Below are 18,372 nucleotides of genomic sequence, written 5' to 3'. Positions count from 1 at the left end.
TCCTCTCAGTCCAGTCTCACTAGAAACATAAGCAGGCCGGACAGACTGGTCCTCGACAACGGGAACACCGTGCACATCGCCCGCGTTGGGTGGAGTAGTTGGGAGAGACGCTGATGGAGGTGCCTACTTCCCCGATGCAGGAAACGATGCAGGACGACCAGCTCGTGGGCCAGGTCACGCCGGTGACCGTGGACGAGGCCGCATGGACCCCGCCCTCGTGGGACGAGGTCGTGCGGGAACACGCCGACCGCGTGTACCGGCTCGCCTACCGCCTGACCGGTAACGCCCACGACGCGGAGGATCTGACGCAGGAGACCTTCATCCGGGTCTTCCGCTCTCTCGCGTCCTACAAGCCCGGCACCTTCGAGGGCTGGCTGCACCGCATCACCACGAACCTCTTCCTCGACATGGCCCGCCGCCGCTCGCGCGTGCGGATGGAAGGCCTCCCCGAGGACACCGACCGCATCGTCGGTGACGACCCGAGCCCGGAGCAGGTCTACTCGGACACCCATCTCGACCCGGATCTGCAGGCCGCGCTCGACGAGTTGCCGCCCGAGTTCCGCGCCGCGGTCGTGCTGTGTGACGTCGAAGGCCTCTCGTACGAGGAGATCGGCGCCACCCTCGGTGTCAAGCTCGGCACCGTGCGCAGCCGGATCCACCGCGGCCGCCAGGCGCTTCGCGCTTCCCTGGAGCGTCGTCGCGCCGCGGCGCAGGAGTCTGCGAAGGTGGGGGTATGACCGCACCGCGAGGTTGGGGACTCCCCGAGTCGCATCTGCTTCCGGACGCCATCGTCGCCTTCGTCGACGGCGAGCTGTCCCTCGGCGCCCAGGACAGGGCGTCGGCGCATATCGCCCGCTGCCAGTCGTGCGCGGCCGAGGTCGCGGCGCAGCGCCAGGCCGTCAACGCCGTGAAGCAGGCAGGAGCCCCGTCCATGTCGGCGGGTTTCCTGGCCAGCCTGTGCTCCATCCCGCAGAACACCGAACTTCCCAGCGCGCCGGACAACCTGGCGATGACCGCCGACGGTCAGCTGGTGGCCATCCAGCGGCCCGACAGGGTCGCCGGCCTTCGCGACACCGGAGTGCTGGGCGGCAAAGGGGTTTTGGGAGGCACAGCGCCGTTGGGATCAACGGCGCCACTGGGCCAGTCGCCGAACGTCCTCGGCGGCGGGCGGTTCGGCCTCGCCCGGCGCAAATACGCGCAGGGCGCCGGAGTCGTCGTTTCGGGGCTGGTGCTGAGCGCCTTGGCCCTCGTCGCGACCTCGGGTGACGGCGTCGAAGACCAGCCGAGTCCCGCTCTCGTGCCCCCGCAGGGCGTCAACGCCGGACTGCTGCCCGCGCAGCTGGGCGGCGGCGTCCAGCCGGAACCGCCGCGCAGCCCCGCGCCGAGCACGAGCCCGTCGAGCGCCCCGGTGCCCGTGTCGGCTCGCTGATCCGCTTCGTCAGGGTTTGACGAAGCAGATCGTCGCGCTCTTGAACTTCTGTGTCGCGCCGTATGCCGTGTACGAGATCACCTCTGCTGTGCCCTCTTTGCACGGGCTGGTCACGTAGCTCGCCTGGTCGAACACCTCGCTGATCTTCAGCCGCGCTCCCGAGCAGTTCGCCAGCGGCGGCGGGGTCTTGGTCTCGATGTCGTCGAAACACAGGCCGACCTGGGCGTTGATTCCCAGACAGAGGCCGACGCCTTCACCGCGCAGCGGCGTCGGTACCGAGTAGGTGTAGAAGCCCTTCGGGCAGTCGCCTTCGACCGAGCCCTTCACGCTCACGACGTACGGCGTCTGCGGGTTGTCGCAGGCGGCCTTCACCGCATCGGCCTCTTTCCCGGCGCCGGTCAGCTGGACACAGTCGCCTGCCTCCAGTTTGGTGGCCTGTTTCTCCGGCCCGGCGGCCGCCTTCATCACCAAGATCAGGCCGATTCCGCCGCCGACCACGACCAGTGCGGCGACGAGCAGCAGCACCTTCACCTTGGTGGACAAGCCCTTCTTCTTGGGCGGCTGCTGCGGCCAGCCCTGCTGTTGTGGCCACTGCTGCTGCGGCCATTGCTGGTGCTGTTGAGGGACGTGCTGGGGCGGAAAAGGAGCCCCCGGATTCTCCGACATGCCCGTTAGAATGCCAGAGGTGGGACATGGTTCCCTCAAGTGTCACACTTCTTGGCCGATCCGGGGAATCAACGCGCACTTCACCGTGGTCACGGCAGAATCAAGGGTGAGGCTTGGCGTACTCTCGCGTCCGGCCAACCAGATCTCAGCCCCGGGGAATGATGACCGAGCAGCCGAACGCGAATCCGCAGCAGCCTGGTGACCCGGCGGGGGATCGGCTGGCGCCGCGACCGCTGGCCAGGCCCGCCGTCGATCCGGCGCAGGCGGCCACGTTCGGCAGGCCGCGTGGTGTCGATGGCGCCTTCGACAAGCTGTACCAGACCGGCACGAACGGGCAGACCGCGCCGGGACTGAACCTGGCCCCGCCGACCCCGGAATCGCTCGCCGAGGCCTTCCGCCGCCCGCCAGGCGCCGAAGGTGTCGTGCTGGAGCGGCCGTACGGGACCAACGGCTCCGAGCCGTCCGCGAACGACGCGGAAGGCCCGCTCTGGACCACGACGTCGGATCCGTGGCGCGACCCCGGCTCCGGCGCGGTCCTCGCCGGGCCCGCCGTCCAGCAGGAAACGGAAGAGGCGACGGACGCGAAGCGGCCGCAAGGCGCGCTGCTGAGCCTGCCGGAGGTCCTCTTCGGACGGCGAGTGCAGACGAAGGCGCTGGCGATTCTCGCCGCGGTGGCGCTGCTCATCGGCGCCGCGGGCGGGCTGATCGGCTGGTGGTTCGCCGACACGGGCACCGAACTGACCGGTGAGGCCAGCATCTCCGAGGCCGATGCCGCCAAGGAGCGTCCGGCGGGCTCGATCGCGGACATCGCGCACCGGGTGGCGCCCGCCGTGGTCTCGCTCGAAGTGTTCAAACCCGGCGCCGACGCCGGTCAGCAGGGCTCCGGCGTCGTCATCGACACCCAGGGCTACGTGCTCACGAACGAACACGTCATCTCGGCGGCGACGGCCGACTCGGCCACCAAGATCACCGCCGTGTTCTTCGACGGCAGGCGTGTCGAGGCGAAGGTCGTCGGTGCCGACCCGAAGACCGACCTGGCCGTGGTCAAGGTCAACGTCGAGAACCTGACGGCGCTGCAGGTCGGGAAGTCGGCCGATCTGGCCGTCGGCGATTCGGTGATCGCCGTCGGTTCGCCGCTGGCGCTGCAGAACTCGGTCACCGCCGGCATCGTGAGCGCGCTCAACCGCCCGGTGACCGCGGGCGGCGACGGCGGCAGCGCGCCGGTGATCTACGAGGCCATCCAGACCGACGCCGCGATCAACCACGGCAACTCGGGCGGCGCGCTCGTCGACGCGACCGGCGCGCTGGTCGGGATCAACTCGGCGATCCGCTCGTCCAGCGCCGAGGGCGGCAGCATCGGTATCGGCTTCGCCATCCCGAGTGACTACGCGGTGAAGATCGCGAAAACACTGATCCGGGACGGAAAAGTCGTCCACCCCGACATCGGCATCAACGCTTCGTCGACCGTCGCGGGCTCCAGCACCATGGGCGCCCAGGTCCGCAATGTGGCCCCCGGCGGCCCCGCCGCGGCGGCCGGGATCAAGGAAGGCGACGTGATCACCGAGGTCGGCGGGCGCCTCGTGCGCGACTCGGCGGAACTGCTCGTCGCGGTCCGCGCGCGCGATGTCGGCGAAGTGGTCCCTGTCCGGCTTGTCCGCGATGGGTCTTCCCTTGTCGTGGACGTCAAACTGGCCTCGGACTAGCGAGTTCGGCCGGGTACCCTGAACGGGGAAGACGCCGAGGCGGAGGTTCACACAGGTGTTCGAGAGTGTCGGCTGGGGCGAGATCCTCATCATCGTCGTCGCGGGTCTTTTCATCCTCGGTCCGGAACGGCTGCCCGAAGCCGCGGCGTGGCTGGCGAAGAGCGTCCGCAAGGTCCGCGATTTCGCGACCGGGGCCAAGACGCAGCTGCGCGAGGAAATGGGCCCGGAGTTCGATCAGTTGCGCAAGCCGCTGGAGGATCTGCGCGGGCTGCGGAACTTCGACCCGAAGCGGGTCGTCACCCAGCACCTGTTCGACGGTGACCCGGATCCGCTGGGGCTCAAAGATGTCAACGGCACCAACGGTTCGAACGGGACCAACGGGGCTTCGAAGCCCAACGGCTACCCGGCGACGGCCGCCCAGCCCGAGCCCCTGAAGCCCGGCGAACGGCCGCCGGTGGACCCCGACGCGCCCTGACTCTGACCGCGTTCAGTCCTCTGGATGCGGTCGTCGCCTCCTTCGCGCGTGTTATGAACGGGACTTTCATTGCAAAATTTGCAATGAAAGTCCCGTTCATGACATCGGCGGGGGGAGCCGCGGAGGTCAGCGGCCCGCGGGAGTGACGTTCAGCATCATCCCGGCCAGCCCGCGCGCCCGGACGGTCAGCTTCTTCGCCGCCTCCTTGAGCACGAGCGCCGCCGGCGCGTCCGGCTCCGCCAGCACGATCGGCGTCCCCGCGTCACCGTGGGAGACCACGCGCGGATCCATCGGCACCTGACCGAGCAGCGGCACGGGCGAGCCGACCGACTTCGACAGCGAGTCGGCGACGGACTGCCCGCCACCGGAGCCGAAGATCTCCATCCGCCCGCCGTCGGGCGTTTCGAGCCACGACATGTTCTCGATGACGCCCGCGATCCGCTGCCGCGTCTGCAGCGCGATCGCGCCCGCGCGTTCGGCCACTTCGGCGGCCGCCTGCTGCGGGGTGGTGACGACCAGGATCTCCGCGTTCGGGATCAGCTGCGCCACCGAGATCGCGATGTCGCCGGTGCCCGGCGGCAGGTCCAGCAGCAGGATGTCGAGGTCGCCCCAGAACACGTCGGCGAGGAACTGCTGCAGCGCGCGGTGCAGCATCGGCCCGCGCCACACGACGGGCTCGTTGCCCGGGGTGAACATGCCGATCGAGATGACCTTCACACCGTGCGCCTGCGGCGGCATGATCATGGTGTCGACCTTGGTCGGCTTCTCCCGCGCGCCCAGCATCCGCGGCACGGAGTGGCCGTAGATGTCCGCGTCGACCACGCCGACGGAGAGCCCGCGCTCGGCCATCGCCGCCGCGAGATTCACCGTCACCGAGGACTTGCCGACACCGCCCTTGCCGGACGCGACGCAGTAGACCCGCGTCAGCGAACCCGGCTGCGCGAACGGGATCACCGGTTCCGCGGCGTCACCGCGCAGCGATTTTCGCAGTTCCGTGCGTTGCTCGTCGTTCATCACGTCGAGCTCGACCCGGACGTCGTTGACGCCGGGGAGCTTCGCGACGGCGTCGGTCGTGTCCTTGGTCAGCGTCGCCTTCAACGGGCAGCCGGCGACCGTCAGGTAGATCCCGACGGTGACCACACCGTCCGAGCCCACCTCCACGCCCTTGACCATGCCGAGGTCGGTGATCGGTTTCTTGATCTCCGGGTCGTACACGGCCTTCAGCGCGGTGCGGACATCGTCGACGCTGGGGAGTTGCTGCGTACTGGTCACACGTCCATGTTACGTACCGGTAGGGGCACGGTCGGGTTTGGCCTTGCGCGGCTTGGCATCAAGATCCTCCCGGAGGCGGTCGAGTTCGCCTCGCAGGAAGTCGCGGGTGGCGACCTCGCCGAGCGCGATCCGCAGCGAAGCCAGCTCCCGCGCGAGGTATTCGGTGTCCGCCTTGGTCTGCTCGGCCCGGTTCCGGTCTTCCTCCAGGGAGACACGGTCGCGGTCGTCCTGGCGGTTCTGTGCCAGCAGGATGAGTGGCGCGGCGTAGGCGGCCTGCGTCGAGAACGCCAGGTTCAGCAGGATGAACGGGTACGGGTCCCACTGCAGCGAGACCGCCACCAGGTTCAGCACGATCCAGATGATGACGATCAGCGTCTGCCAGAACAGGTACTTGCCGGTGCCGAGGAACCGCGCGACCCGTTCGGTGAGCCTGCCGAACGTGTCCGGGTCGATGTTGACCCTGAACCGGCCTTGGCCGCGGGGCTGGTCCAGCCGCCGCCCGGACGTCAGTTCAGGCACGTTCGGCCTCCTCGGTCTCCGCAGTGGTCTCTTCGGTGGTCTCGCCGGTGCTGTCGTGCAGGCCGGTCTCGCGCCAGTCCTCCGGGAGCAGGTGGTCGAGCACGTCGTCGACGGTGACCGCACCGAGCAGGTGGTCTTCGGCGTCCACCACCGGGCCGCAGGTGAGGTTGTACGCGGCGAAGTAGCGGGTGACCTCGGACAAGGTGGCGTTCGGCCGCAGTGCGGGCAGCTGGGTGTCCACCGTGCTTGCCACCATCTCCGCGGGCGGTTCGCGCAGCAGCCGCTGGAAATGGACGACGCCGACGAAGCGCCCTGTCGGCGTCTCCGTCGGCGGACGGCAGACGAACACCATGCTCGCCAGCGCCACCGGCAGGTCGGCGTTGCGGATATGCGCGAGCGCCTCCGCGACCGTGGCGTCCGGCGTCAGCACCACCGGTTCGGGCGTCATCAACCCGCCCGCGGTGTCGGAGGAGTACTCCAGCAGCCGTTTCACCGGCGCCGACTCCTGGGGTTCCATCAGCTCCAGGAACCGGCTCTGGTCGGCGGGCGCCAGTTCGGCCAGCAGGTCGGCGGCGTCGTCGGGGCTCATCGCCTCGAGGATGTCGGCGGCCCGTTCCTCGGCGAGGTAGCCCAGCAGTTCCTTCTGGTCGTCCTCGGGAAGCTCCTCGATGACGTCGGCGAGGTGCTCGTCGTCCATCGCGTCGGCGACCTCGTGCCGTCGTTTCAACGGCAGGTCCCGGACGGTGGCGGCGACGTCCGCCGGGCGCATGGTGTCGAACAGCATCAGCAGCTGCGCCGCGCCCTGGGTCTGCCCGGTCAGGTCGGTGAGCCCCAGCCCGGACACCTCCGACCACGGCAGCACCTGCATCGGCGCCCGCCGCCTGCCGAGGCCGAGTCTGCTCGACCGCTCGCGGATCGCGAGTTTCGCGAGGACCCAGTCCCGGGTCCGCGTCGGCTCCATGGCGGCGTCGACGACGGTGACCCGGGTTTCCGAGCCGGCGAGGGTGGCATAGGCGTCGAACAACTGCCCGACCACCAGGACCTCGTTGGGCCGCTGATGGAACCGGCGCATGTTGACCGACCCGGTGGCGAGCGTGATGGCGGTGGGCTCGATCGAGGTCACGCGCAACATCGGCACGAACACGCGGCGCCGCGTCGTGAGCTCGACCACGATGCCCAGGATCCGCGGCGGCTGCTGGTCGAGCCGGAGGCCCGCCACCAGATCCCGCACCTTGCCGATCGATTCACCATCGGGTCCGAAAACCGGCAAACCGGCCAACTGAGCTGCGAATACCCTGTTCACGGGTGCCATGCCCGAAGGTTATCGGCTCCTGGGGCCCCAGACGATTCGTGTGATCACCGCAATGCCCAAGCGGCGATCTCCGGGACGGTGGCGTAGGCCGGATCCTCGGCGAGGATCTCGCGCGGGGTGCCCTCGGCGAGGTCTTCGTAAAGCCAGGTCCAGTTCTGCACCGCGCGGACGAGCGTCCACGCGCGCGTGCGTTCTGCGTCCACCTCCGCCGCCGCGGTGAACCAGCGGATCTTGTCGTCCATTGTGGACTCGCCTGCCCGGTTCCAGAGGATCGAGATCGCGCCGAACTCGAGGTCGCCCGAGAGCGGCTTCGGGTCGATCACCAGCCACGGCTCGCGTTCGCCCGCCAGGACGTTCTCGAAGTGCAGGTCCTCGTTCACCATCAGCTCACCGGCGTCCGGCCCGAGGTTCACGCAGATTTCCACCGCCGCGTCGATGTACTTCCGGTCGAACGGCTCGCCGAGTTCGCTCCAGGTCTCGGCGAGTTCGCTTGCCAGCTCTTCGGCTTCCTCGCGAAGGGACCGCTGCAGTGCTTCGGGCGCCGGGACGGCCAGCCGCCGCGCGAGCGCGCCGACGGTCTCGACGGCCTCCTGGATCGGCTCGGTTTCGAGTGAGCGGGTGGCGTCGAGCCGCTCCAGGAGCAGCACGCCGTCCTCGGGCACGTTGTCGTACATCAGCACGGCACCCTGACCGGCCCAAGTGGACAGTGCGAGCGGCTCGTCGTCGGATTCCTCGTGCGGCCAGCCGAGCTTGAGGATCGCGGCGCCGCCGTCGGCCCGGCGGACTGGCTGCGCGACCCCGACGAAACCGTGCATGGCCTCGCCGTCGTAGTCGAGATCCCACTTGCGGGTGTACTTCTCGGCGAGGAAGGGCAGCGAATCGAGCCACTCGGCGGCTCCGGGGCCGAGTTCGGCGGCGCGGTCGAGGAACTTGGGCGGGATCTTGAAACCGGTCACGAACTCACCTTGGCAGCCGTGTCCACCGTGTTTCCTCCGTGACTCGCCGGGCGTACCGTGAACAGCGAGAACAACCCCGGGAGCAGCCATGGTGGTGGAGATTCTCAGTGCGGTCGCCGTCGCGGGCGGTGCTTGGCTCGCGGCCAGCCTTCGCGTGGTGAAACAGTACGAACGCGGTCTCGTGTACCGGTTCGGGCGGGTGCGCCCGAACATCCGGCAGCCGGGGCTCGCGATGCTGGTGCCGTTCGCGGACAGACTGCAGAAGGTCAACATGCAGATCGTCACGATGCCGATCCCGGCGCAGGACGGCATCACCCGCGACAACGTCACCGTGCGGGTGGACGCGGTCGTGTACTTCAAGGTGATCGATCCGGTGCTGGCCGCGGTGAACGTGCAGGACTACCGCTCGGCCGTCGGCCAGGTCGCGCAGACCTCGTTGCGGTCCATCATCGGCAAGAGCGATCTCGACGATCTGCTGTCCAACCGTGAGCGGCTCAACGAGGGCCTGGAGCTGATGATCGACAGCCCGGCGCTGGACTGGGGCATTCACATCGACCGGGTCGAGATCAAGGACGTCGCGCTGCCGGAGTCGATGAAACGCTCGATGTCGCGCCAGGCCGAAGCCGAACGCGAACGGCGGGCGCGGGTCATCTCGGCCGACGGTGAACTGCAGGCGTCGTACAAGCTTTCGCAGGCGGCCGCGACCATGGCCGACACCCCGGCGGCGCTGCAGCTGCGGCTGCTGGAGACCGTCGTGCAGGTCTCGGCGGAGAAGAACTCGACGCTGGTCTTGCCGTTCCCGGTGGAGCTGCTGCGCTTCCTCGACGCGAACACTCCGAAGCGGGAGACGCCTCCTCCGGACGCTTCGGCGGCTTCATCCGCTTCGGCTGTTTCGGAGGCTAATGGTCAGGTCGCGCCGGCGCCTCGGGAACCGGACGACGCCGCTCCTCGCTCCTGAGGCGATAGCAAAGGTCCCTTGCTCTCTTCCCGCAGGTCAGAGAGCTAGTCCAGTTCGCCGTTGACGCTCAGGATGAACAGGGTGCCGAAGAAACCGGCGTACAGCGCGATGACGACGTAGGCGATGATCACCGCCGCGAGCGCCATGCCGCGCCCGCCCGCTTCGCCGCGATTCGCCTTCGCCAGCCCGATATGCCCCAGGATCAGCCCGACGATCACGGTCACGCACGAGCAGATCCCGACGAGCGAGCACACCAGTCCCGCGATCGCCATCCCGTTGTCCTGCGGCGGGCGGGCCGGCGTCGTCGCGTACGGGTTGTACGGGTAGGAAACCGGCGCGGGCGCGTACTGGGGCACGGGCGCGTACACCGGAGCCGAGGAGTCCGGAACCGCGAAGGCAGGCTGCGGGACCGGCTCGGCCGTCAGCGGGTCGATGGCCTGCGCGTAGGGCTCCGGGGGAGTGTCCTCGGCGGGCTTGGTCCCGAACGGCGCGGGCGGTTCGAACGGCGGCGGCGGCGAGAAGGGCGCGGGCGGCTGGAACTGCTGCGGCTCCGCGGATGCCGGGCTCGCCACCGTTTCCGAAGCCGACGTAGGGTCCGAGAACGCGGTCGAGTCGGTGTAGGACGACGTCGAGTCGTTGGTCGACGGCGTGTCCTGCGAGTCGGAACTGCTCATCCGGTTGGCCCCCTAAGTCGTGCTGGACACCACCGTATCCGGGGACGGCTCACGAGACGCTCGCGGCACCGACCGCCAGCACCACGAACACGAACCACAGGATCACCGGGATCAGCCACAGCGCGGTGACGACGTAGCCGACGACCATCCCCGCCTGCGCCATGCCCTGGCCGCCCGCTTCGCCGCGCTTGGCCTTCGAGAGCGCGATGTGCCCGAAGATGATCCCCAGGATCGCCGGGAAGCACATGACCAGCCCGATCAGCGAGCACACCAGTGACGCCACCGCCATGCCCTGGTCCGGCGGCCGCACATAGCCCTGGTGGCCGTAATACTGCTGCTGCGGCGGCTGATACGGCTGGAGACCGTAAGGCTGCTCGAACTGCCCGGACGGCTGGTACTGCTGCCCGTACGGGTCGTGTGGATTCGTCACTGCGGTCCCCTCGTCGTTCAGGACCGTATCGCTAGCGGAAAGCCCCGTGTTTCGCGGCGATGTTCAACGCGACCGGGATCGCGATGGCGTACAGGATGATGATCAGGTAGCCGATGACGAACGCGGCCAGCGCCATCCCCTTGCCGCCCGCTTCGCCGCGCCGGGCCTTCGCGAAGGCGACGTGGCCCATCACGATCCCCGGGATCACGGACACCAGTCCGATCAGCCCGAAGAGGGAGAAGATCAGGGCGGCGGTCGCCATCCCGGAATCGCGGCTCCGCTGGTCGGGGAAGCCGTACTGCGGTTGCGGCGGGAACCCGGTGAAGGGCTGCTGAGTCATGTTCGTCCCCCTCGGACTGTGATCGGCTTGTCACTGTAGTGCCATGGTCACGGATGGCGTACGCGTGACTGCGCTCATAGCGAGGTCCCCCGCCAGGCGTCATACTCACCGGTAACCCAGCGCCGGGAGCCCGGTGCGCGCGAATTTAGGAGCAGCGATGGCTCGCCTCGCCCAGACCGCCGGCTTGACCGACGTGCAGTCCGAAATCCTGGCCACGGTCCGCCAGTTCGTGGACAAGGAGGTCATCCCGCGCGCGCAGGAACTCGAGCACTCCGACACCTATCCCACCGACATCGTCGAGGGGATGAAGGAGATGGGCCTGTTCGGGCTCACCATCCCGGAGGAGTACGGCGGCCTCGGCGAATCGCTGCTGACCTACGCGCTCGTGGTCGAGGAGATCGCGCGCGGCTGGATGAGCGTCTCCGGCGTCATCAACACGCACTTCATCGTGGCGCACATGATCAAGCAACACGGGACGCCGGAGCAGAAGCAGCACTTCCTGCCGAGGATGGCGACCGGTGAGGTCCGCGGCTCGTTCTCGATGTCCGAGCCGGATCTCGGGTCCGACGTCGCCGCGATCAAGACCCGCGCCCGGCGTAACGACGACGGTGCTCACTATGTCATCGACGGCTCGAAGATGTGGCTCACCAACGGCGGCAGTTCCAACCTGATCGCGCTGCTCGTCAAGACCGACGAGGGCGCCGAGAAGGCCCACCAGAACCTGACCACGTTCCTGGTCGAGAAGCCCGAGGGCTTCGGCGAGGTCGCTCCCGGCCTCACCATCCCCGGCAAGATCGACAAGATGGGCTACAAGGGCGTCGACACCACCGAAGCCGTGTTCGACGGCTACAAGATCGGTGCCGACAAGGTCCTCGGTGAGGCTCCGGGCAAGGGCTTCGCGTACATGATGGACGGTGTCGAGGTCGGCCGGGTCAACGTCGCCGCGCGGGCCTGCGGCATCGCGATCCGCGCGTTCGAACTGGCCGTGGAGTACGCCCAGCAGCGCAAGACCTTCGGCAAGGCGATCGCCGAGCACCAGGCGGTGGCGTTCAAACTCGCCGAGATGGCCACCAAGGTCGAGGCCGCCCACCTGATGATGGTCAACGCCGCCCGCCTCAAGGACTCCGGTGAGCGCAACGACGTCGAAGCGGGTATGGCCAAGCTGATCGCGAGCGAGTACTGCGCCGAGGTCACCCAGGACTCGTTCCGCATCCACGGCGGCTACGGCTACTCCAAGGAGTACGAGATCGAGCGCCTCATGCGCGAGGCGCCGTTCCTGCTCATCGGCGAGGGCACCAGCGAGATCCAGAAGACGATCATCAGCCGTGGCCTGCTCCGCGAGTACAAGTCCCGTTCCTGAACGTTCGCGCCTTTCGCCCGTCCTTGAGAAGATGGACCAGGACGGGCGAGAGGTGATTACGTGAGTGCTCCTTTTGGCGGAAGCGGCCGGGCGGCGGGTGGGTTGCCGAGGCTGCCGACACCGCCTTCCGGCTGGCCGATCGGTTCCTACGCGACGTACGGCGAAGCACAGCAAGCCGTCGGTTTCCTCGCGGAGAAGGAGTTCGGGGTCTCCGACGTGACGATCGTCGGCGTCGACCTGATGCTCGTCGAGCGGGTCGTCGGCAGGCTGAGCTGGGGCCGGGTGCTCGGCACCGGCGCGGTGTCGGGCGCGTGGTTCGGCCTGATCATCGGGCTGTTGCTGGGCATGTTCAACAACCAGGGGTTCGCCTGGCAGCCCTTGATCGGCGGGCTGGTGCTCGGCATCCTGGCGTGGACGGTCTTCGCGGCCATCAGTTACAGCATGTCCCGCCGCGACTTCTCCTCCGCGAGCCAGCTGGTCGCCGGCCGCTATGACGTGCTCTGCCAGCCGCGTTCGGCCGAACAGGGCCGCGAACTCCTCGCCCAGCTCGCCTTGGGCGGCCGCCGCAGCGCCTGATCCGGGTCCCGGACATTCGGCGGTACTGGTTCACCTGTTCGCCGTGCTGTCCGCTGAATCGTTACCGATACTGGTTGCGGGCGGTGATCGCCCGGAATAGGTTGCACAACACCAGTCGGGCGGCCGCGTACTCCAGCGTGTCCGCCCGAGCACTAGCACGTCGGGGTGCTGGCGCGCGGCGTCTTCAGCGCGTCCTAGTGCCGCCGTTCCCCGGGCGTGCGCGGGTGAGGAGGCCTCATGGGGAAGAGGATGAGCGCGAGCCGGAGGGGCCGCTCACCGGGCCGCGCCGGCGCGCTACTCGGCGCGACAGCGCTGACGGCGAGCCTGCTGGCCGGTTGCGGGTCGGCTGCCGGACTCAAGATCAACGTCTACTACGCGCCAGAAGACAACTTCCAGTCCGTTGTGGATGATTGCACCAAGGCCTCGGGCGGGCGCTACGAGGTCGTCTACAACAAGCTTCCGCGTCCGGCCGACGGCCAGCGGGAACAGATGGTCCGCCGCCTGGCGGCTGGGGATGATTCGCTCGACGTACTGGGGCTGGACGTCACCTGGGTTTCCGAGTTCGCCGAAGCGGGCTGGGTCGACGAATGGACTGGGGCGGCGAAGGCCGAGGCGACCGCCGGAGTCCTGCCGGGGCCGCTCGAAACCGCCACGTGGAACGGAAAACTCTACGCGGCGACCAAGAACACCAACGTCCAGTTGCTCTGGTACGACGACAGGCTGACGCCGACACCGCCGAAGACCTGGGACGAGATGATCCAGCAGGGTCAGGCGCTCAAGGCACAGGGCAAACCGGGGAACGTCGTGTTCACCGGCGCGCAGTACGAAGGCCTCGTCGTCATCTACAACACCCTCGTCGAGTCGGCGGGCGGCAAGATCCTTTCCGACGACGGCAAATCGGTCGTGATGGACGCGGGCGCGGTCAAGGCGCTGGAGATGCTCAAGAAGGTCACCACGGCCGGGGTCACCGACGCGTCGCTGACCAACTCGAAGGAGGACGAGGTCCGCCTGGCGTTCCAGCGCGGAAACGCCGCCTTCGAACTGAACTGGCCGTTCGTCTACGCCGCCTACGCCAAGGAAAAGAAGAACGAGCTGCAGCACTTCAAGTGGACCACCTATCCGGAGTTCGAAGCGGGCAAGCCGGCCAAGACCACGATCGGTGGCTACAACCTGGCGGTCAGCTCGGCCTCGAAGCACAAGGCCGAGGCCTACGAAGTCGCGCTGTGCCTGCGCAACGAGAAGAACCAGAAGTTCTCCGCGCTCAAGGACGGTGTCCCGCCGACGCTCGAATCGCTCTACACCGACACGGCCCCGCTCGACCCGACCGCGGCCGTCGGCGACGACAACCCGAGCATGGACACGAAGTACCCGATGCGGGAGACGATCCTGGACGCGCTCAAGGACGCCGCGGTGCGCCCGTTGACCCCGGCGTACCAGAACGCTTCGACCGTGTTGTCGAAGGTGCTTTCCCCGCCTTCTGAAATCGATCCGCAGAAGACGGCGGAGAAGCTGCGGGAGCAGCTCGCCGACGCGCTCCAGTCGAAGGGAGTGATCCCGTGACCGTGCAGGAAACCGCCGGTTCGGCGACCAAGGCCGAACCGGGCAAGAAGACCAAACCCGTGCTCAGCGAAGGAAAGAAGGCCGAGCGCAGACTCGGGCTCTGGCTGTGCGCCCCGGCGGCGTTCGTGATGATCGCCGTCACCGGATACCCGATCGTCTACTCGATCTGGCTTTCCCTGCAGCGCTACGACCTCCGGTTCCCGGCGCAGCAGGAGTTCGTCGGCCTCGAGAACTACATCTCGGTGCTGTCCAACGAATACTGGTGGACCGCGTTCGGCACGACGATGGGCTTGACCATCGTTTCGGTCGCGATCGAGCTGGTCCTCGGGATGGGCCTCGCCCTGATCATGCACCGGACGCTGGTCGGCCGGGGCCTCGTGCGGACGGTCGCCCTGATCCCGTACGGGATCGTGACCGTGGCCGCGGCGTTCTCCTGGTACTACGCCTGGAAGCCCGACACCGGCTACCTGGCCAATATGTTCTTCCCCGACAGCGCGCCGTTGACCGAGTACTGGCCGTCACTCGGGGCCATCGTGCTGGCCGAGGTGTGGAAGACGACGCCGTTCATGGCGTTGCTGCTGATGGCGGGGCTGGCGCTGGTGCCGGACGATCTGCTGAAGGCCGCGGCGATGGACGGCGCGACGGCGTGGCAGCGGTTCACCAAGGTGATGCTGCCGGTGATGAAGCCGGCGATCCTGGTGGCGTTGCTGTTCCGCACCCTGGACGCGTTCCGCATCTTCGACAACATCTTCGTGCTCACCAACGGCGCGCAGGACACGTCGTCGGTGTCGATGCAGACCTACAACAACCTGGTCAAGGGGTTGAACCTCGGGATCGGGTCGACGATGGCGGTGCTGATCTTCCTCACGGTGGCGATCATCGCGTTCATCTTCATCAAGGTGTTCGGCACGGCCGCGCCTGGTAGTGACAACGGGGGTAAACGCTGATGGCCATCGGTGGAGCGGTCACTCCCGGCCGCAAGGTCAAATGGGGCCTCCTCGACATCGTCGTGCTGGTGTTCGCGCTGTTCCCGGTGCTCTGGGTGATCTCGCTTTCGTTCAAGACCAAGGAGACCTTGGACGACGGGAACTTCATCCCGGCGGAGTGGACGTGGCAGAACTACGCGGACATCTTCGCGACCACGGAGTTCATCCGGGCACTGGTGAACTCGATCGGGATCGCGATCATCGCGACGGTGATCGCGGTCGTCCTCGGCACGATGGCGGCGTACGCGATCGCGCGGCTGGACTTCCCCGGCAAGCAGCTGCTGGTGGGGATGTCGCTGCTGATCGCGATGTTCCCGCAGGTGTCGCTGGTGACGCCGCTGTTCAACATCGAACGTGAGCTGGGGTTGTTCGACACCTGGCCAGGGCTGATCCTGCCGTACATCACGTTCGCGCTGCCGCTGTCGATCTACACGCTTTCCGCGTTCTTCCGGGAAATCCCGTGGGAGCTGGAAAAAGCGGCGAAGATGGACGGCGCGACCCCGGCGCAGGCGTTCCGGAAGGTGATCGCGCCCCTGGCGGCGCCGGGGGTGTTCACCACCGCGATCCTGGTGTTCATCTTCTGCTGGAACGACTTCCTGTTCGCGATCTCGCTGACCTCGACCGAGGCCTCGCGGACGGTCCCGGCGGCGTTGTCGTTCTTCACGGGGTCCTCGCAGTTCGAAGACCCCACCGGGACGATCGCCGCGGCCGCCGTGGTGATCACCGTCCCGATCATCCTGTTCGTGTTGTTCTTCCAGCGTCGCATCGTGGCGGGGCTGACGTCCGGTGCGGTGAAGGGCTGACCCATGGCTGAAATTGTTCTCGAGAAGGTGTCCAAGAAATACCCCGACGGCGCCCTCGCGGTGTCCGAAGTGGACATCACGATCGCCGATGGAGAGTTCATCATCCTGGTCGGCCCGTCCGGCTGCGGGAAGTCGACCACGCTCAACATGGTCGCCGGACTGGAGGACATCACCTCCGGCGAACTGCGCATCGACGGGCAGCGGGTCAACGAAAAGGCGCCGAAAGACCGTGACATCGCGATGGTGTTCCAGTCCTACGCCCTCTATCCGCATATGAGCGTCCGGGAGAACATGGCGTTCCCGCTGCGGCTGGCCAAGGTCGACGACAAGATCGTGCGCGCGAAGGTCGAAGAAGCCGCGCAGATCCTCGACCTGACCGGGCATCTGGATCGCAAACCGGCGAACCTCTCCGGTGGGCAGCGGCAGCGCGTCGCGATGGGACGCGCGATCGTCCGTAACCCCAAGGCGTTCCTGATGGACGAGCCACTGTCCAATCTGGACGCCAAGCTCCGCGGCCAGATGCGCACCTCGGTGTCGAAGATCCAGAAGCAACTGGGCACGACGACGCTCTACGTCACGCACGACCAGACCGAGGCGATGACCCTCGGCGACCGGGTCGTCGTGCTGCGCGGGGGCTATGTGCAGCAGATCGGGTCGCCGCAGTTCCTCTACGACAACCCGGCGAACCTGTTCGTGGCCGGGTTCATCGGCAGCCCGTCGATGAACTTCGTGCCGGCGACGCTGGAGAACGGCACGGCGCGCAGCGCGCTGGGCGACATCCCGCTCACCGACCGGGTGCGGCGGCTGGCCGAGGCCGCCGACGCGCCGCGTGAGGTCATCGTCGGCATCCGGCCGGAGCATTTCGAGGACGCGGCGCTGATCGAAGCCTCCGCTCGCGAGGGCGGGGCGAAGTTCACCGCCCACGTCGACGTCCTCGAGTCGATGGGTTCGGAGAAGTTCGCGCACTTCTCGGTCGAGGGGGAGGTCGCGTCGTCGTCCGACCTCGCGGATCTCGCCGCCGACAGCGGTTCCTCGGACGTCCCCGGCTCCGAGTCGCAGATCGTGGCCCGCCTTTCGGCGGCCTCGTCGGCGGCGGAGAACAGAGACGTCGAGCTGTGGTTCGACGCGGACAAGATCAAGCTGTTCGACGGGGCAAGCGGCAAGAACCTGACCTACACCGAGTAACTCACCTCTCGTGAGTGGTAGTGGCGGTTAGAACCGTCATTACCACTCACGAGAACTTTCGGCGGTTTACGATCACCGGCCGATCGTGGATCCTCAGCCCCGAGCCGCAACCGAGCGAAGGGGCGCCCGCCTTGACGAAGAAGCTGCCACGCCGTCTCCTGCAGGGTCTCATCGGAGCAGTCCTCCTCACCGCCCTCGTCCCGGCCGTCGCCTGGGCCGAACCCCCACAGGCCCTGCCGTCGAACGCGGCCGAGGCCGACAGGACCTGGCAGCCCGCCTTCGACTACGACACCGACGGTTGCTATCCGACGCCCGCGATCTCGCCGACCGGCGCGGTGGCCACCGGCCTCAAGAACTCCGGGGCCCTCAACGGTCAGTGCCGCGACCGGTCGGACCTCGACAACACCAACTCCTACTCGCGGTCGAAGTGCAACAACGGCTGGTGCGCTTACCTGTACGACCTGTACTTCGAAAAGGACCAGGCCGTCCCGGGCATCGACTGCTGCGGGCACCGGCACGACATCGAGCACGTCGTCGTCTGGGTCAGCGAGGGTCAGGCCCGCTACGTTTCGACGTCCGCGCACGGGAACTACTCCACTTACGACCGCTCCAAGGTCTCCTGGGAGGGGACCCACCCCAAGATCGTCTATCACAAGGACGGCGTGAGCACCCACTGCTTCCGCATCGCGAGCGCGACCGAGCCGCCGGAGAACCACTACAACGCCTGGCAGTACCCGGACCTCGTCAGCTGGGACGGGTTCCCGCCCGGTATCCGGGACACGCTCGTCCGCGCCGATTTCGGCAGCGCGAGCCTGGCGATCAAGAACGGCTCCTTCGAAGGCAATCTGAGCAAGGCCAAGCCGTCGGGCATCCCATTCGACCCCAACGGCTGAGGCCGGCTCAGTATTCGCTCTCGGGCAGGGCGAGCCACAGCACCAGGTAGACGATGAACTGCGGGCCGGGCAGCAGGCAGGACAGGACGGCGAGGAGGCGGACCTTGCCCGGCGTGGTGCCGAAGCGTTTGGCGATCCCGGCGCAGACGCCGCCGATCATGCGGCCCTGGCGCGGTCGGGTCAGGCGGGCGGCTACGGGGTTGGTCACGGGTTCTTCCCTCTCGGTCGGTTCGGTGTGTACAACCCAGTTTCGTCGCACCGCGCCGCGACCGCAT

At 67.7% G+C, this 18,372-nt stretch carries 21 protein-coding genes; 12 read left to right on the top strand and 9 right to left on the bottom strand.

Annotated features, from left to right (window positions below; translation table 11 throughout):
* Positions 1–134 precede the first annotated feature (134 nt).
* Both sigE and SD37_RS35925 read left to right on the top strand, forming a co-directional pair.
* Complete coding sequence (gene sigE, locus SD37_RS35930) at positions 135–737, top strand: RNA polymerase sigma factor SigE (protein ID WP_044854623.1); 603 nt, start codon at positions 135–137, stop codon at positions 735–737.
* A complete protein-coding gene (locus tag SD37_RS35925) occupies positions 734–1,429 on the top strand; it encodes an anti-sigma factor family protein (protein ID WP_044854624.1) in 696 nt (231 codons plus the stop codon). Before sigE ends, SD37_RS35925 begins: the two co-directional genes overlap by 4 nt.
* Before the next feature lie 9 nt (positions 1,430–1,438).
* Here SD37_RS35925 and SD37_RS35920 read toward each other — a convergent pair whose 3' ends face one another.
* Positions 1,439–2,095 (bottom strand): LppU/SCO3897 family protein, encoded by a 657-nt coding sequence (locus tag SD37_RS35920; RefSeq protein ID WP_044854625.1) that lies wholly within the window; start codon positions 2,093–2,095, stop codon positions 1,439–1,441.
* Positions 2,096–2,256: 161 nt separating this feature from the next.
* On the opposite strand from SD37_RS35920, the gene SD37_RS35915 reads away from it, so the two are divergent.
* Both SD37_RS35915 and tatB read left to right on the top strand, forming a co-directional pair.
* The gene (locus tag SD37_RS35915) at positions 2,257–3,798 is read left to right on the top strand and encodes a trypsin-like peptidase domain-containing protein (protein ID WP_044854771.1); all 1,542 of its coding nucleotides are present in this window, start codon (positions 2,257–2,259) and stop codon (positions 3,796–3,798) included.
* Between the two features lie 55 nt (positions 3,799–3,853).
* A complete protein-coding gene (gene tatB / locus SD37_RS35910; RefSeq protein ID WP_065913047.1) occupies positions 3,854–4,273 on the top strand; it encodes a Sec-independent protein translocase protein TatB in 420 nt (139 codons plus the stop codon).
* A gap of 126 nt (positions 4,274–4,399) precedes the next feature.
* On the opposite strand, the gene SD37_RS35905 is transcribed toward tatB, so the two are convergent.
* Genes SD37_RS35905 through SD37_RS35890 form a run of 4 tightly spaced genes read right to left on the bottom strand, consistent with a single transcriptional unit; the run spans position 4,400 to position 8,332 of the window.
* A complete protein-coding gene (locus tag SD37_RS35905) occupies positions 4,400–5,545 on the bottom strand; it encodes an Mrp/NBP35 family ATP-binding protein (RefSeq protein ID WP_044854627.1) in 1,146 nt (381 codons plus the stop codon).
* Between the two features lie 9 nt (positions 5,546–5,554).
* A complete protein-coding gene (locus tag SD37_RS35900) occupies positions 5,555–6,064 on the bottom strand; it encodes a DUF1003 domain-containing protein (RefSeq protein WP_044854628.1) in 510 nt (169 codons plus the stop codon).
* Positions 6,057–7,376: a magnesium transporter MgtE N-terminal domain-containing protein gene (locus SD37_RS35895; protein ID WP_044854629.1), complete on the bottom strand. Its 1,320-nt coding sequence runs from the start codon at positions 7,374–7,376 to the stop codon at positions 6,057–6,059. Before SD37_RS35895 ends, SD37_RS35900 begins: the two co-directional genes overlap by 8 nt.
* A gap of 44 nt (positions 7,377–7,420) precedes the next feature.
* A complete protein-coding gene (locus SD37_RS35890; RefSeq protein ID WP_044854630.1) occupies positions 7,421–8,332 on the bottom strand; it encodes an aminoglycoside phosphotransferase family protein in 912 nt (303 codons plus the stop codon).
* Positions 8,333–8,420: 88 nt separating this feature from the next.
* On the opposite strand from SD37_RS35890, the gene SD37_RS35885 reads away from it, so the two are divergent.
* The gene (locus tag SD37_RS35885) at positions 8,421–9,290 is read left to right on the top strand and encodes a slipin family protein (RefSeq protein ID WP_044854631.1); all 870 of its coding nucleotides are present in this window, start codon (positions 8,421–8,423) and stop codon (positions 9,288–9,290) included.
* Between the two features lie 44 nt (positions 9,291–9,334).
* Here the strand turns inward: SD37_RS35885 and SD37_RS35880 are convergent, their stop codons facing one another.
* The 3 genes from SD37_RS35880 to SD37_RS35870 are packed head-to-tail and all read right to left on the bottom strand — an operon-like array spanning position 9,335 to position 10,734.
* Entirely contained in the window at positions 9,335–9,964 is a 630-nt protein-coding gene (locus SD37_RS35880) for a DUF4190 domain-containing protein (protein WP_044854632.1), read from the bottom strand.
* A 49-nt stretch (positions 9,965–10,013) separates the two neighbouring features.
* Positions 10,014–10,394 (bottom strand): DUF4190 domain-containing protein, encoded by a 381-nt coding sequence (locus SD37_RS35875; protein WP_044854633.1) that lies wholly within the window; start codon positions 10,392–10,394, stop codon positions 10,014–10,016.
* Positions 10,395–10,425: 31 nt separating this feature from the next.
* Complete coding sequence (locus tag SD37_RS35870) at positions 10,426–10,734, bottom strand: DUF4190 domain-containing protein (RefSeq protein WP_044854634.1); 309 nt, start codon at positions 10,732–10,734, stop codon at positions 10,426–10,428.
* Positions 10,735–10,891: 157 nt separating this feature from the next.
* Here SD37_RS35870 and SD37_RS35865 point away from each other — a divergent pair, with 157 nt between their 5' ends.
* The 7 genes from SD37_RS35865 (at position 10,892) to SD37_RS35835 (ending at position 18,097) form a co-directional block, all read left to right on the top strand.
* Positions 10,892–12,094, top strand: coding sequence for an acyl-CoA dehydrogenase family protein (locus SD37_RS35865; RefSeq protein WP_044854635.1), 1,203 nt, complete (start codon positions 10,892–10,894; stop codon positions 12,092–12,094).
* A 60-nt stretch (positions 12,095–12,154) separates the two neighbouring features.
* Positions 12,155–12,670: a YflT domain-containing protein gene (locus SD37_RS35860; protein ID WP_044854636.1), complete on the top strand. Its 516-nt coding sequence runs from the start codon at positions 12,155–12,157 to the stop codon at positions 12,668–12,670.
* Between the two features lie 237 nt (positions 12,671–12,907).
* Positions 12,908–14,230, top strand: a complete 1,323-nt coding sequence (locus SD37_RS35855) for an ABC transporter substrate-binding protein (protein ID WP_044854637.1) — start codon at positions 12,908–12,910, stop codon at positions 14,228–14,230.
* Entirely contained in the window at positions 14,227–15,177 is a 951-nt protein-coding gene (locus SD37_RS35850; RefSeq protein ID WP_044854638.1) for a carbohydrate ABC transporter permease, read from the top strand. Before SD37_RS35855 ends, SD37_RS35850 begins: the two co-directional genes overlap by 4 nt.
* Positions 15,177–16,019 carry a carbohydrate ABC transporter permease gene (locus tag SD37_RS35845; RefSeq protein ID WP_037316307.1) on the top strand — a complete coding sequence of 281 codons (843 nt, stop codon included), beginning with the start codon at positions 15,177–15,179 and terminating at the stop codon, positions 16,017–16,019. Before SD37_RS35850 ends, SD37_RS35845 begins: the two co-directional genes overlap by 1 nt.
* A gap of 3 nt (positions 16,020–16,022) precedes the next feature.
* Positions 16,023–17,204: an ABC transporter ATP-binding protein gene (locus SD37_RS35840; protein WP_044854639.1), complete on the top strand. Its 1,182-nt coding sequence runs from the start codon at positions 16,023–16,025 to the stop codon at positions 17,202–17,204.
* A 131-nt stretch (positions 17,205–17,335) separates the two neighbouring features.
* The gene (locus tag SD37_RS35835; protein WP_044854640.1) at positions 17,336–18,097 is read left to right on the top strand and encodes an NPP1 family protein; all 762 of its coding nucleotides are present in this window, start codon (positions 17,336–17,338) and stop codon (positions 18,095–18,097) included.
* A 7-nt stretch (positions 18,098–18,104) separates the two neighbouring features.
* Here SD37_RS35835 and SD37_RS35830 read toward each other — a convergent pair whose 3' ends face one another.
* On the bottom strand, positions 18,105–18,305 hold the full coding sequence (locus SD37_RS35830) for a PspC domain-containing protein (RefSeq protein ID WP_063774594.1): 201 nt from the start codon (positions 18,303–18,305) through the stop codon (positions 18,105–18,107).
* Between the last annotated feature and the right edge of the window lie 67 nt (positions 18,306–18,372).

The organism is Amycolatopsis orientalis (assembly GCF_000943515.2).
GTDB classification, from domain to species: domain Bacteria; phylum Actinomycetota; class Actinomycetes; order Mycobacteriales; family Pseudonocardiaceae; genus Amycolatopsis; species Amycolatopsis orientalis.
Note: the sequence above shows the minus strand (reverse complement) of the source record. Positions and strands in the feature narration are given on the sequence as shown.

What these genes read in the sequence shown, in the direction of transcription:
- sigE (WP_044854623.1), top strand. Translation starts at nt 135, where the DNA reads ATGCAGGAAACGATGCAGGACGACCAGCTCGTGGGCCAGGTCACGCCG.
- SD37_RS35925 (WP_044854624.1), top strand. Translation starts at nt 734, where the DNA reads ATGACCGCACCGCGAGGTTGGGGACTCCCCGAGTCGCATCTGCTTCCG.
- SD37_RS35920 (WP_044854625.1), bottom strand. Translation starts at nt 2,095, where the DNA reads ATGTCGGAGAATCCGGGGGCTCCTTTTCCGCCCCAGCACGTCCCTCAA.
- SD37_RS35915 (WP_044854771.1), top strand. Translation starts at nt 2,257, where the DNA reads ATGACCGAGCAGCCGAACGCGAATCCGCAGCAGCCTGGTGACCCGGCG.
- SD37_RS35895 (WP_044854629.1), bottom strand. Translation starts at nt 7,376, where the DNA reads ATGGCACCCGTGAACAGGGTATTCGCAGCTCAGTTGGCCGGTTTGCCG.
- SD37_RS35885 (WP_044854631.1), top strand. Translation starts at nt 8,421, where the DNA reads ATGGTGGTGGAGATTCTCAGTGCGGTCGCCGTCGCGGGCGGTGCTTGG.
- SD37_RS35880 (WP_044854632.1), bottom strand. Translation starts at nt 9,964, where the DNA reads ATGAGCAGTTCCGACTCGCAGGACACGCCGTCGACCAACGACTCGACG.
- SD37_RS35870 (WP_044854634.1), bottom strand. Translation starts at nt 10,734, where the DNA reads ATGACTCAGCAGCCCTTCACCGGGTTCCCGCCGCAACCGCAGTACGGC.
- SD37_RS35865 (WP_044854635.1), top strand. Translation starts at nt 10,892, where the DNA reads ATGGCTCGCCTCGCCCAGACCGCCGGCTTGACCGACGTGCAGTCCGAA.
- SD37_RS35855 (WP_044854637.1), top strand. Translation starts at nt 12,908, where the DNA reads ATGGGGAAGAGGATGAGCGCGAGCCGGAGGGGCCGCTCACCGGGCCGC.
- SD37_RS35845 (WP_037316307.1), top strand. Translation starts at nt 15,177, where the DNA reads ATGGCCATCGGTGGAGCGGTCACTCCCGGCCGCAAGGTCAAATGGGGC.
- SD37_RS35840 (WP_044854639.1), top strand. Translation starts at nt 16,023, where the DNA reads ATGGCTGAAATTGTTCTCGAGAAGGTGTCCAAGAAATACCCCGACGGC.